General features: G+C 64.9%; 11 protein-coding genes. 7 read left to right on the forward strand and 4 right to left on the reverse strand.

The features are described 5' to 3' along the window. Positions 1-5: 5 nt before the first annotated feature. From MJ606_RS08540 to MJ606_RS08550, 3 genes are all read right to left on the reverse strand, one after another. Positions 6-725 carry a tetratricopeptide repeat protein gene (locus tag MJ606_RS08540; protein WP_243049099.1) on the reverse strand — a complete coding sequence of 240 codons (720 nt, stop codon included), beginning with the start codon at positions 723-725 and terminating at the stop codon, positions 6-8. Further along, complete coding sequence (locus tag MJ606_RS08545) at positions 722-1,408, reverse strand: Fe2+-dependent dioxygenase (protein WP_243049100.1); 687 nt, start codon at positions 1,406-1,408, stop codon at positions 722-724. Before MJ606_RS08545 ends, MJ606_RS08540 begins: the two co-directional genes overlap by 4 nt. 68 nt (positions 1,409-1,476) lie before the next feature. Further along, positions 1,477-3,771 carry a TonB-dependent siderophore receptor gene (locus tag MJ606_RS08550; RefSeq protein ID WP_243049101.1) on the reverse strand — a complete coding sequence of 765 codons (2,295 nt, stop codon included), beginning with the start codon at positions 3,769-3,771 and terminating at the stop codon, positions 1,477-1,479. A 485-nt stretch (positions 3,772-4,256) separates the two neighbouring features. Here MJ606_RS08550 and tviB point away from each other — a divergent pair, with 485 nt between their 5' ends. From tviB to MJ606_RS08575, 5 genes are all read left to right on the forward strand, one after another. Further along, on the forward strand, positions 4,257-5,534 hold the full coding sequence (tviB, locus tag MJ606_RS08555) for a Vi polysaccharide biosynthesis UDP-N-acetylglucosamine C-6 dehydrogenase TviB (protein ID WP_243049102.1): 1,278 nt from the start codon (positions 4,257-4,259) through the stop codon (positions 5,532-5,534). A 16-nt stretch (positions 5,535-5,550) separates the two neighbouring features. Beyond that, complete coding sequence (locus tag MJ606_RS08560) at positions 5,551-6,561, forward strand: NAD-dependent epimerase (protein ID WP_243049103.1); 1,011 nt, start codon at positions 5,551-5,553, stop codon at positions 6,559-6,561. A gap of 97 nt (positions 6,562-6,658) precedes the next feature. Further along, the gene (locus MJ606_RS08565; RefSeq protein ID WP_243049104.1) at positions 6,659-8,332 is read left to right on the forward strand and encodes a GMC oxidoreductase; all 1,674 of its coding nucleotides are present in this window, start codon (positions 6,659-6,661) and stop codon (positions 8,330-8,332) included. A gap of 19 nt (positions 8,333-8,351) precedes the next feature. Continuing rightward, positions 8,352-9,137 carry a 4'-phosphopantetheinyl transferase superfamily protein gene (locus MJ606_RS08570; protein ID WP_243049105.1) on the forward strand — a complete coding sequence of 262 codons (786 nt, stop codon included), beginning with the start codon at positions 8,352-8,354 and terminating at the stop codon, positions 9,135-9,137. A 161-nt stretch (positions 9,138-9,298) separates the two neighbouring features. Then, positions 9,299-10,699 (forward strand): TIGR03013 family XrtA/PEP-CTERM system glycosyltransferase, encoded by a 1,401-nt coding sequence (locus MJ606_RS08575; protein ID WP_243049106.1) that lies wholly within the window; start codon positions 9,299-9,301, stop codon positions 10,697-10,699. On the opposite strand, the gene MJ606_RS08580 is transcribed toward MJ606_RS08575, so the two are convergent. Further along, positions 10,696-11,373, reverse strand: coding sequence for a J domain-containing protein (locus MJ606_RS08580; protein ID WP_243049107.1), 678 nt, complete (start codon positions 11,371-11,373; stop codon positions 10,696-10,698). The two genes, MJ606_RS08575 and MJ606_RS08580, sit on opposite strands and share 4 nt — an antisense overlap. A gap of 263 nt (positions 11,374-11,636) precedes the next feature. Here MJ606_RS08580 and MJ606_RS08585 point away from each other — a divergent pair, with 263 nt between their 5' ends. Further along, positions 11,637-12,302, forward strand: coding sequence for a hypothetical protein (locus MJ606_RS08585; protein WP_243049108.1), 666 nt, complete (start codon positions 11,637-11,639; stop codon positions 12,300-12,302). A gap of 291 nt (positions 12,303-12,593) precedes the next feature. After that, positions 12,594-13,511: a cupin-like domain-containing protein gene (locus MJ606_RS08590; protein WP_243049109.1), complete on the forward strand. Its 918-nt coding sequence runs from the start codon at positions 12,594-12,596 to the stop codon at positions 13,509-13,511. The last annotated feature ends 16 nt before the right edge of the window (positions 13,512-13,527 follow it).

Consider the following 13,527-nt stretch of genomic DNA (forward strand, 5'->3'; position numbering starts at 1 on the left):
CGCACCTATACAGAACTGGCGGCCGCCAGCATGCGCAGCTCGGGATGCCGCGACCTTGCCAGATCGCTGCGCAGGGCTTCCACAAAATATGCGGGCGCGACATTGATCGCGGAGCGCAGCAGCGCACACGCTTCCTCGATGCGACCTTGCTCGGTGAGCACCGAAGCCCAACTGCATTTGCCGCGATAATCGCCCTTCTCTGCCGAGCGGCGATAAAGCTCGCGTGCCTTCCCGGCATCCGGCGCGGTTTCCCAGCCGTGTTCGTAATACTGCCCCAGGAAATGCATGGCTCGGCCATGCCCCGCCTCGGCAGCCCGGCCAAACCAGTGGAATGCCAGGGCGCGGTTCTGTGCGAGCCCGCGCCCGTTGGCCAGCACGTGGGCATAGTTGTACATGCCCCAGTCCGAACCGTGCTCGGCCGCCTCGCGATACCACACCGCGGCCAGCTCGTAGTTGGCCGTCATGCCCCAGCCATTTTCATAGCAGCGGCCAAGCATGTTCATCGCCATCGGCTCGCCCTGGTGCGCGGCAAGCTGGAACCAGTACAGCGCCTCTGCCGGATCACGCGGGCAGCCAATGCCTTCCAGGTAGGTTTGCGCCACGGCCAGCTGCGACGCGCCATCACCGGCCAGCGCCTGGGTCAGCAGCAACGCGTGCGCCTTCGCTGGCGTCGCCCTCAGCAGCACGGAAAACTCATCGGGCGTCGCGGCCGGCGTGGCACTCATGTCTCGGACCACGCACGCAGCAGGTTGTGATAGATACCGGTCAATCGCAACACGTCGGCATGGGGAGCATCGGCCTGGGTCAGGCCCTGGATGGAAACGTCGAGTTCCAGCAGCATACGCCGCTGTTGCTCGTCACGCACCAGGCTCTGGATCCAGAAGAACGATGCCAATCGTTCGCCGCGGGTCACCGGCTCCACGCGATGCAGGCTGCTGGCCGGATACAGGATCATGTCGCCGGCGGCGAGCTTCACCGCGTGCGTGCCGTAGGTATCCTCGATGACAAGATCGCCGCCGTCGTATTCGTCGGGCTCGTTGAGAAACAGCGTGGCCGAAAGATCCGTACGGACAGGTACGGCCGGCACGGAGCGCCGGTCATAGCGGATGGCATTGTCGACATGGAAACCGAACGAACCGCCGCCGCGATAGCAATTGAACAGCGGCGGGAAAATATGGCGCGGCAAGGCGCCGGCAAAGAACGTGGTGTTGCGTGCCAGCGCATCGAGCACCAGTGCGCCCAACTCCTTCGCCTGCGCCGAGTCTTCCGGCAGCTGCAGGTTGTGCTTGGCCTGCGCCGACTGATGCCCCGCGGTTATCCGGCCATCGGCCCAGGGGGCGTCCTGCAGGCGCTGGCGGCTGTGCGCCAGCTCGGCGGCAGAAAGAACCTCGGGCACATGGAGCAGCATGGTGTTTCCTCATCATCAACGCGGCGGCGCCTCCACCCGGAGGCGTCACCGATAGGACGTCGTACCTGTCAGAAATGGAAGTTGGCGGTCAGGATGCCAGCCCGTCCCGGAGCCACCGAAGCGTAGTGCGCGGCATAGGCCTTGTCGAAGTAGTACTTGTTGGTGAGGTTCTGCACGTTCAGCTGCAACGTCAGGTGCTTGTTGACCTCGTAGGACGCCATCGCGTCGAAGCGCGTGTAGGACGGCACCCACTTCGTGTTCGCGGTATTGCCGTACACCTTGTCCTGGTAGTAGGCGCCACCACCCACGGTCCAGCGCGACGTAATGGCCACGCTGGTCCATAGCGTGAAGCTGTTCCTGGGCGTATTGGGAAACTCGTTGCCCTTGCTTGCCGCATCGGCGGGGCCAGTCTTCACCAGTTCGCTGTCGAGGTAGGTATAGCCGCCGAACACGCTCCAGCGCTCGTTGATCTGTCCGTTGAAGCCCAGCTCCACGCCATCCACGCGCTGCTTGCCGGCATTGATCTGCGGACTGCCGCGTCCGCCGGTGGCTACGCGAGCATTGGTCTTTTCGCTACGGAACACCGCGGCGGTCAGCGATAGGCGCTGCTCCAGTACATCCCACTTGGTACCCAGCTCCAGATTGCGGCTGCTTTCCGGCTTGAGGTCGGCGTTGGTCACGGCGATGCCATCGGCGCCATCGCCCGCATCCACGCCCGGCGGGTTGGACGATGTGCCCCAGGACAGATACACGCTGCCGTTCTGCGCGGGCTTGTAGACCACGCCCAGCTGGTAGTTCCAGAAAGTGGAATCGTTGCTGACGCGACTCACCGCACCGGTGGTCGTGGTGGTGGCGGTGGACTTCGTGTTGAAGCTGTCGAAGCGCACGCCGCCATTCACCGACCACTGCGGGTTGAAGGTGACCGTATCGAAGGCCCAGGCCGAACGTGTGTCGGTCACGATGCGGGTGGGATTCTGCCCGCCGATGATGGCGCCCAGGAAAGGATCATGCGGCGTCGGATGCCGCGCGTCGGTGCACCAGTAGCCCGATGGCGCACCGATGCCGTACTTGCTGCTGCACGCGCCGTTGGTGATCGAGCCGGTGTTGTGGGTATCGGCGGCATTCTTGGCCGGATCGACCAGATAGCTGGTGCGCTGGGTCTTCTCGCTGCTGATCTCCAGGCCGGCGGCGATGCTGTGCTTCAGCGCGCCGGTGTCGAACTCGCCGGTGAGGTCGGTCTGGTTGGTGATATTCGTGGTGTTGCTGTCACGGTTGTTATTGCGACGCCACACGCCACCGTTGACCAGGAAATTGCCCTGGCTGTCGTCGGGTTGGGTCCAGATGTAGTCGTTGGTGGAGCGCGCGTACACGGTGGTGTTGCGCAGCAGCCAGCCATCGCCGAAATCGTGCTTGACCAGGATCGTGCCGATATCGTTGCTCTGCTTCTGGTAGTCGCGATCAAGCCAGCCATAGTAGGTGCCGCGCGGCACCGAATAGGGACGACCGTCGCCATTGAGCCTGGCGTACGGGCTGGTGGCGGCAAACGGGTTGTTGTACGGAATGCCGCTGTCGGGCGTGTCGTCGCTCTGCAGGTGGTAGTAGCTCAGCGTGACATTGGTGGCCGAATGCAGGCCGAAGGTGATGGATGGCGCGATGCCCCAGCGCGACATGTCCGGGCCGTTGCGCCCGGCCACGTCATTGCCGTGCCCCATCACGTTGAGGCGAAACGCCGAGTCGGCGCCCACCAGCTGGTTCCAGTCGACAGTGCCGCGATAGTAGTTGTCGGTGCCCACGCCCGCGGTGCCGTTGACGGCATTCTCGGCCTTGGGCGCCTTGGTCAACAGGTTGATGCTGCCGCCCACGCCACCGCGACCGGTATAGGCCGAGCTGGGGCCCTTCAACACCTCGACCTGGTCGATGTCGAAGATTTCGCGCGACTGCGAGCCGGAGCTGCGCACGCCATCGATGAATACCGAACTTTCCGAATCGAAGCCACGGATGATCGGACGGTCGCCATTGGGATTGCCGCCCTCGCCCGCACCGAACGTAATGCCCGGCACCTGGCGCAGCACGTCGAGCAACGAGGTCGCCGCGGTCTGCTGGATGATCTGCTGGGGAATCACCGTCACCGAGCGCGGCGTGTCGAGCAGCGGCGCGGTGAACTTGGGCGAGGTGGTGTTGACGACGGTGGAGCGAACCTTCACGCCATCGAGGTTCTGCGCCTCCTGGGGATCGGCGGTCACGTCGCTGACCGCATCGCCACCGGCCATGGCCGAGGTGGACGCGAGGGCCAGGCCCAATGCACTGACGGCCAGCCGGATGGGCGGGTTGGCCGCAGAAGACACAAACGCTTTGGAGGTCATGATCGATCCTTCGCGCGGGCGAACGCCGGCCTCTCCGGTCAGGGGAGCCGCTATGCCGCGGGTTTACGGGGTTAGGAAAGCGGGCGCGCCAGGCGAGACGTCGGTCTCCAGCCAGCGGCACCGGATGCACGATAACTGGATTGAGAATGATTCGCAATATCTTGCGGATGGCGCATTGTCACACCTCCCCTCATCCGCCACAGCCCACGCTGCGATGGGTGATCGCAGGTGTGTGCGAGGCGCCAGAGGTATGGACGTCACACCTGCCGCATCCACCATCCGGCAAGCATCCTCTGGCCTAGCGGAAAAGACGGCGGACCCTGCTAGCCTTGCGCCGCCAGCGCACGTCGCGCTGGCGTCCTCGCCAGGCCTGTCGCCGGCGAAACAACAGGGGCACCGCGCCGTGCAGAGCCAGCCAGGTCATCCATCGGATAACCTGCTGGCCCAACCCGTGTCCCTATACAACCAGACAGCGGAAGCCCGGCATGCAGAATCTGGAAAACACCAAGCTCGCCATCATCGGACTCGGCTACGTCGGCCTTCCGTTGGCGGTGGAATTTGGCAAGCGTTACGACACGGTCGGTTTCGACATCAACCAGGGCCGCATCGAAGAGCTGCGCGGCGGTCGCGACAGCACGCTGGAGGTCAACGCCGAGGAACTGGCTGCATCGCAGCATCTGCGCTTCAGCGCCGAGCTGGCCGACCTTGCCGACCGCAACGTCTATATCGTGACCGTGCCCACGCCGATCGACTCGGCCAAGCGTCCCGACCTCACGCCGCTGATCCGCGCCAGCGAAACGCTGGCCAAGGTGCTCAAGCGCGGCGACGTGGTGGTGTATGAATCCACCGTCTATCCCGGCTGCACCGAGGAAGTGTGCGTGCCGATCCTGGCCAAGGGCTCGGGCCTGGTGTTCAACCAGGATTTCTTTGCCGGCTACAGTCCCGAGCGCATCAACCCGGGCGACAAGCAGCACCGCGTCACCAGCATTCTCAAGGTCACCTCCGGCTCCACGCCCGAGACGGCCGATTTCGTGGATCGCCTGTACGGCTCCATCATCACGGCCGGCACGCACAAGGCCAGCTCGCTGAAGGTGGCCGAGGCGGCCAAGGTCATCGAGAACACCCAGCGCGATCTCAACATCGCCCTGGTCAACGACCTTTCCATCCTGTTCAACAAGCTGGGCATCGATACGCTGGAGGTGCTGCAGGCGGCGGGTACCAAGTGGAATTTCCTGCCGTTCCGGCCGGGCCTGGTGGGTGGCCACTGCATCAGCGTGGATCCGTACTACCTCACGCACAAGGCGCAGGAAGTGGGCCATCACCCCGACGTGATCCTGGCCGGGCGTCGCACCAACGACAGCATGGGGCCGTACGTCGCCAGCGAAGTGATCCGCCTGATGGTGCGCAAGGGCATCAATCCGGTGCGCGCACGCGTGCTGGTGCTGGGCCTGGCCTTCAAGGAGAACTGCCCGGACCTGCGCAACACGCGCGTGGTGGACATCGTGCAGGCCCTGCGCGGTTACAACGCCCAGGTGGACGTGCACGACCCGTGGATCAACCCGGCCGAAGCCGAGCACGAATACGCGCTCACGCCCCTGGCCGATCCGCAGGCTGGCAATTACGACGCCGTGATCATCGCGGTGGGACATCGCCAGTTCGTCGCGCTTGGCGCTGCGGGCATCCGCGCCTTCTGCAAGCCGGAGTCGGTGGTGTACGACGTGAAGTATGTGTTGCCGCGCGCCGATGTGGACGGCCGCCTCTAGCCTTGGGAATGGCATCATGAAAGTGTTGGTTACCGGCACCGCCGGATTCATTGGTTCCTACGTGGCCGAACGGCTGCTCGCGCGCGGCGACGACGTGGTCGGCTTCGACAACCTCAACGACTATTACGACGTCGCGCTGAAGAAGGCGCGCCTCGCACGCTTCAAGGATCATCCCCGCTACACGCACGTGCATGCCGACCTGGCGGACCGCGCCGCGATGGAGCGCACGTTCGCCGGGCAGCGTCCGCAGCGCGTGGTGCACCTGGCGGCGCAGGCTGGCGTGCGCTATGCGGCGGAGAATCCGCACGTGTATGCCAGCAGCAATGTCATCGGCTTCCTGCATGTGCTCGAAGGCTGTCGCCAGCACGGCGTGGAGCATCTGGTGTTCGCCTCGACCAGCTCGGTATACGGCGCAAATACCGCGATGCCGTTCTCCGAGCACAAGTCGGCCGAACATCCGCTCACGCTGTACGCCGCGACCAAGAAAGCCAACGAGCAGATGGCGCACAGCTATGCGCACCTCTATGGCATTCCCTGCACCGGCCTGCGCTTCTTTACCGTCTATGGCCCGTGGGGGCGCCCCGACATGGCGCTGTTCCTGTTCACCCGCGCCATTCTTGCCGGCGAGCCGATCCGCGTGTTCAACCATGGCCGGCACAAGCGCAGCTTCACCTATGTGGACGACATCGTCGAAGGCGTGATCCGCACCCTCGATCAGGCTCCCGGCATCGATACGCATTGGGACAGCAACGCACCGGACCCTGCCAGCAGCGGCGTGGCGCCCTATCGCCTGTTCAATATCGGCAACGAACGACCGGTGGAGCTGCTGCACTACATCGAAGTGCTCGAACACTGCCTGGGTCGCAAGGCCACCATGGAGATGCTTCCACTGCAAGCGGGCGATGTGCCCGACACCGAGGCCGATGTAACAGACCTGATACAGGCCGTTGGCTATAGGCCGCAGGTGTCGGTAGAAACCGGGGTCGCCAACTTTGTACGCTGGTACCGGGAGTACTATCACGTGTGATGCCGCCATCAGCCCGGAATGGCTGACCGCAACACCATGGATCATCTCCGCGAAACGACAACCATGTTGCTTGGCGTGAGTCCTTTAGGGGGTTGGTGTGATCGTCGACTATCTGAGCGGATCGCATCCCGGAGATGTGGAAGCGGACTTATGCGTCATCGGTGCCGGCGCCGCCGGCATTGCCATCGCCCATGCGTTCATCGGCACGGCGGTCCGCGTCTGCCTGCTTGAGGGTGGTGGTACCGCCGCCGAGCAACACAGCCAGGCGCTGTACGAAGGTGGTTCGCTGGGCGAAGTCCCGTTCGACCCCGGCACCTCGCGCGTGCGCGTGTTCGGTGGCAGCTGCAACCTGTGGGGCGGCGGCTGCATTCCGCTGAGCCGGCAGGACATGGACGCCCGCGACTGGGTGCCGCATAGCGGCTGGCCCATCACCTACGCCGAACTGGAGCCCTACTACGCCCGGGCGCGCTCTTACTGTCGCCTCGAGCCACTCGAACTGGGCGACGGCACGTTTGCCGCGCCTACGCCGCGTCCGCCACTCCGTTTTGACGACGACATGCTGGTCAACCAGGTCTTCGCGCATAGCCCGATCCTGTTTGGCGAGGCCTACCGCGATGAACTGGAGAACGCGCCCAACATCACCGTGATGTTGCATGCCAACCTGCTGGAGTTGCTTGCCTCGCCCGATGGAGCCCATGTGCGTGAAGCACGCATCGGCTCGCTGGACGGGCGTCGTGGCACCGTGCGGGCGCGGCACTACGTGCTGGCCTGCGGTGGCATCGAGAACGCGCGCCTGCTGCTGTTGTCCGATTCGGTCCTGCCACAGGGCCTGGGCAACCAGCACGACGTGGTGGGTCGCTACTTCATGGATCACCCCAGCGGCAAGCTGGGCACGCTTACCACCGATGCACCCCATCGGATCACCCGTCCGTATGAACGCCGTCGCATCAAAGGTGTGGTGCCCTCGTTTCCGGAGATCGGGTTGTCCCGTCATGCCCAGCGCCGGCATCGCATGCTCAATGGCCGGGTGCATCCGTTCAGCGTGGAAGGCCCGCTGCCCAAGGGCATCCGTGCGTTGCGTGAGTTGCGGCTGGCGCTGCGACGCTCGGCGCAGGACGAAAACGCACGACTGGAGGCGCGCCTGAGCGAAGCGCTGCGCAACGCTCCGGCCACCGAGGCCGTGGCCATGCCCGATAGCCTGGGCCTGACGGCGCTGCGGCTTGGCTTGGGCATAGGCGACATTGCCAGGGCCTTCGTGCACAAGCTGGCCGATCGCCCCGCGGTGATGAGCAATCACGTCGACCTGATCGGATACTTCGAGCAGGCGCCCAACCCCGACAGCCGCGTCGTGCTGGGCCGGGAAACCGATGCGCTCGGACAACGCAAGGTCAGCGTGGACTGGCGACTCACGCCGCTGGACCGGCATACCTACCGCGCCGCCGCCAAATTGTTCGGCAGCGAAATCGCCCGCGCCAGCGATGCCCATTTCCAATTGGAGCCATGGCTGGCCGAGGACAGCACGGCGGTGCCGCAAGTGCATGGCACCGCCCACCACCTGGGCACGACGCGCATGTCCGACGATCCACGCCAGGGCGTGGTCGATCGCGATTGCAAGGTGCACGGCGTCGACAATCTGCATGTCGCCGGCAGTTCGGTGTTCCCCACCGGAGGCTGGGCTTTTCCCACGTTCACCATCGTGGCGCTGAGCCTGCGGCTGGCCGATGAATTGCGCGGCTTGCTGATCACCCGTGCCTCGTCGGGCGTGCCCTAGGCCACCTTGCGCAGCCGTCATGAATCATCAAGCCGGGGCGCGACCGTTCCTTCAGCAGGCGAGGCTGGCGTTGGCCCGCAGCGGCTTTGCGCCAGCGGAGGCAGGCGAAGCGCGCGTGGTGCTGTTCGACAGCGCACCGTGGGCAGCGCTCTGCGCCGACGCCGAGAACTTGCTCGACTCGCGCGAACGCGAGCGGGCCCGTCGCTTCCGCCATGCGCGTGACCGCGACACCTATGTGCTGGCCCACGCATGTTGGCGTGTCGCGCTCGGCCTGACCTTGGCCACGGATGCCGCGAACGTGCCCCTGGTGAGCAGCGAGAGCGGACAGCCACAATTACCGGATACGGGCTATGCCACCAGCCTGAGCCATAGCGACAGCCATGTGGCTATCGCCATCGCCAAGGCGAACACCGTGGGCGTGGATATCGAGCGATCTCCGCCGCGCAATGCTTTGCACGACCTCATCGATGTGCTTTGTGCCCCCGTCGAAGCGGCGGCGCTCGAAACCCTGCCCATCGCGGCACGCACACCCGCACTGCTGGCGCTGTGGACGCGCAAGGAAGCGTTGCTCAAGGCATTCGGCATAGGCCTGCGTGAAACGCCGGCATCCATCGTGGCGGATGTCGAGCGCCGCATAGAGCCACCGGCATCCGCGCCGGACGCACCGGCCTGCCGCGTGTATCAGCTCGATCTCCCAGCGCCATGGGTGGGTGCGCTTGCGACACCGCTCGCCATCACGCGGCATTCGCTGCACTGGCTTGACCTGTCCGGCTGCGGCGAACGCAACTCCAACGCCATCGCATGATGGCCAACGCACGCACTGTTTCAGGCGTGAAACAGGCCGGTGTATGCCTTCATGACATGTGCGCTCCCACGTAAGTTACATCGACACTCTCGACACCCCGGCGCTAGTCTCGTGGCCTGCTAAAGGGACATGGCCGCAACCATGGGGGATAGGGGGATCGGATGCTTCGTTTCCTACGTCGGCAATCGGTACGCTGGCTGATGCTGCTCGGGTTTTGCGAGCTGCTGCTGCTTGCTGCGTCGTTATGCCTGGCCACTTACCTGCGCTATTTCAGCAATGCCGATGAGCTGGCCGAGTTCAGCGTGCACCTGCCGGAACGCTCGATGGTGTTCGCCACCGTCATCGTCATCGGCATGGTGGCCATGGGCCAGTACCAGTCGCATATGCGCACTACCCGCTTTGGCCTGCTCGCACGCCAAGCGGTGGCTTTCGTGCTGGGCGGCGTGCTGCTGGTGGTGGGCTACTACGTCGTGCCGCAGGCCTATGTGGGCCGCGGCGTGCTGGCCATCGCGCTGTCGCTCGGCTTCGCGCTGGTGCTGGGATGCCGGATGTTGTTCCTGCAACTGGTGGAGGTGGAAGCGCTCAAGCGTCGCGTGCTGATTCTCGGCGCCGGCGTGCGCGCAGCGCAGATCCACAACCAGATGCGCCGCCGCACCGATCGCCGCGGCTTTTGCGTGATGGGCTATGTGCCGCATGCCGATGAAACCGTCGCGGTTCCCACCGAGCAGCTGGTACTGCGGAACCAGCCGTTGCACGCGATCGTGCTGCGCGAGCAGATCGACGAAGTGGTGGTGGGCGTCGATGACCGCCGTGGCCACCTGCCCATGGACGAGTTGCTCGAATGCCGCCAGATGGGCGTCACCATTACCGACCTCACCTCGTTCTTCGAGCGCGAATCGGGCCGCCTGCAACTGACCGTGCTCGATCCGTCATGGCTGGTGTTCTCCGGCGGCTTCAACGCCACGCCGCTGCGCCAGTTGAGCAAGCGCTGCTTCGACCTGGCCGCTGCCACGCTGCTGCTGCTGCTGTGCTGGCCGCTGATGCTGCTGGAAGCGCTGGCGATACGCCTGGAGTCGGGCCCGGGCCAACCGATCCTGTACCGGCAGGAACGCGTCGGCGCACACGGCTGCACTTTCCTGCTGCTGAAATTCCGCAGCATGCGCACCGATGCCGAACGCGACGGCATAGCCCGCTGGGCCAGCAAGAACGACGATCGCGTCACGCGCGTGGGACGCATCAGCCGCAAGCTGCGCATCGATGAATTGCCGCAACTGTGGAACGTACTGAAGGGCGACATGAGCATCGTCGGGCCCCGCCCCGAACGGCCGCAGTTCGTGGCCGACCTGGCCTCGCAGATCCGCTACTACAGCCTGCGCCATTGCCTGAAGCCCGGCCTCGCCGGTTGGGCGCAACTGAGCTATCCCTACGGCGCCACCGTCGAGGAGGCGGCGGAGAAGCTCAAGTACGATCTGTTCTACGTAAAGAACCATAACCTGCTGCTGGATCTGCTGATCCTGATCCAGACAGTGGAAGTGGTGCTCTTTGGCCGTGGCGCGCGCTAGTTGCCGGACGTGGATGGCAGGTTCGGCGGCGTGTCCGCCGTGCGTGGCACCTCGCCAAGCGAGCGCAGCGGCGAGTTGTACCAATCGATGACGCGGCCATCCTCGAACAGCACCCATGACGGCCCGTATTCCCAGCGGTCACCGTGGATGCTGACCGGCAAGCCTTCGATGGCCCGCACCTCGCTGGGCGACATGCCCAGCGTGAGCGGCGATGCCTGGTCCGACGATGCCAGCTCGGCATTCGGTTCGCTGGCGACCACTGGCGGTGTGGATGATTCGGCGGGCGCCTGCGGACGGCTGGCAATATCCCAACCCAGCACGGCCATCGCCACGGCCGGCAGCAGCAGCGCCAGCGCCGGATGCCGCCATGCCGGACGCCTTGCCACGCGCACCCGCGCGGGCGGAACGCGCGCCTCGGGCACACTGAAACGCACGCGCGGCGTCACGCCGGGGAGACGGCCATGCTCACGTTGAAAAACCATGGCCGCGTCGTACTGCGCGATAAGCCGCTGCAGGCGCGCCGTCGCTGCCGGATCGGCGGTGACGCCGCCTTTGCGATCGGGATGAAACCGGGCCACATGACGCCGATAGGCCTGCTTCAGATCCGGCAACGCACAGCCGGGACGCAGGCCCAGCGTCCGGTACATGTCGAGAAAATCGGTTTCGCTGGCCAAGCCGGACCCCCACTCGGCATTTCCACGAAGCCTGTCGCGCGACGCCCTCGGGCCGCCGCGCCAGGCGCACTTCATTCTTGGCATAGTGCGGTGTGCTTCGCAATATCCCTCTTTCCGAGCGCGGGAGTGACCTCATGCTGAGCCGTCGCGAAGGCTGCGCTTTCCGCCCCCGACGGGGCGCGTGCATGGCATGGCTGATGGCAGGCATGAGCATCGCACCACTCCACCATGCATTCGCGGACGCGTCCCCCGGAGCCGCTGCCATGTCGTCACAGAGCATCCCCGCCCTCGGTGCCCATACCCTGCTGACCCACTCCGAAGGCATGGGGGTCACCCCGGCCCTGTCGACGCCGATCGACACCCAGCCGAGCGGCAGCTCGTTCCTCGTGCTCAACGGCGGCTACGTCAGGAATGCGGTCGCGCCCACGGACAGCTATGCCAATCACTGGAAGCGCGTGGGCGACAGCGTGGTCTTCCATGGCTATGACGGCGCCTTCAATGTGACGGCCTATGTCGCGCTCGCCGGCCAGGGAGGCGCGAAGCACACGGTACGCATCGACAAGTCGGGCTATCCCGAGGGCGAGATCACCGTGCCCTTTGTCGAGGTCACCCATGCCGGCGTGCTCAAGGACATGGCGCAAAACTATCCGTCGCCCGGGCTGGTGCTCACCAGCGGCAGCGTCACCACCACCGGCCCGGCTACCTTGATCGCGGTGTGGTGGGGCGATGCCGGCGTCAAGAACATGAGCGCACGCCCCAACAACGGCTTTACTGTCATCGACAGCTATTTGTTGCTGCCGGAGAACAGCGGCGTGCAATGCGCCGTGGCCTTCAAGCAGGTCACGCAAGCGGGAACCTACGACGTGAGCTGGGTAGGCGCGCCCATCCAGGGCGCCATTCTGTGGCTGTTCGCGTTCCAGGCGAAGTAAACCCCGCAACGCCTTTCGTCACTCGATGAGTTGCGCTTGCCGCAAGGAATGATGCTGCGCCCCGCCCTTCATGACCCACGAAAAACGGGCATAGGCAGTAAGGGATAGGGTCAGGAATAGCCGGGATGGTCTAGGGAAAAAACGGCAGGAACGGCCGACAATCCTTTGCATCCTAGCAACACCGGCCCGCAAGCCTTGCCCGGCGATACGAGCCGCAAGCGGGTCGTATCGAACACTAAGGGGTCTCTTTCGACGGGTCAGTACCGCACCATGCGGGGGAGGGTGTAAGCCATGCATGCTGGCACGGCCGCTTTGATCGACATGGACTGGGAAGCCTTCGACCCACAGCGCATCCAGGCTGTGCGTCATTCGCTGGCTGACCATCCCTTGTTGCAGCCCGATCAGCTGGTCGCCCTGGGCAAACGCTTCCAGGGCAGCAGCCATCTCTTCACCTTCAACAACAACGCCGGCGCGGACGCGAATTTCGATGACGTCGCGCGGCTGTATCCCAATCGCCGCTCGGTCACCGACACCGTGCAGGGCATCACCGATGCCAATGCATGGATGCTGCTGCGCCATGTGCAGGCCGACCCGACCTACCGGGCGCTGATCGACCTCGCGCTCGATCCGATCAAGCCGCATATCGAGCGAAAGGACCCGGGCATGTATTACCGCGCCGGATGGATCTTCATCGCCTCGCCGCACACCATCACGCCGTTCCACATCGACCGCAACCACGGCATCCTGCTGCAGGTACACGGCACCAAGAAAGTCTACGTGTGGGACGCCGACGATGCCGAGGTATGCAGCAAACAGGCGCGCGAGTGCTTCCACTCCCGCCATGAGCTGGACCAGGTGAAGTGGAACGAAGCGTTCCGCGAGCGCGCCCATGTGTTCGAAGTCGGGCCCGGCATGGGCGTGTACATGCCGATCACCAGCCCGCACATGGTCGAGACCGGCGACGAGCCTTCCATCACCATCAGCCTCACCTACAGCACGGAGGCCACGCGCCGCAATGCCATGGAGCATGTGGTGCACGACCTGCTGCGCCGCAAGGGCATTACACCGCCCGCCGTGGGCAGCCATCCGTTGCTCGATCGCCTGAGCTACGCAAGCGCCGCCACCATGATCGCGCTGCGCGGAGTGGGCAGTCGCCCGCCCGCCTGCCCGTCGCTGGCACATCGCAGCACCTATGCCGTGGCCGATTGATGCCGCGAGTTTCCCG

The organism is Dyella sp. RRB7 (genome assembly GCF_022761115.1).
GTDB lineage: Bacteria > Pseudomonadota > Gammaproteobacteria > Xanthomonadales > Rhodanobacteraceae > Dyella.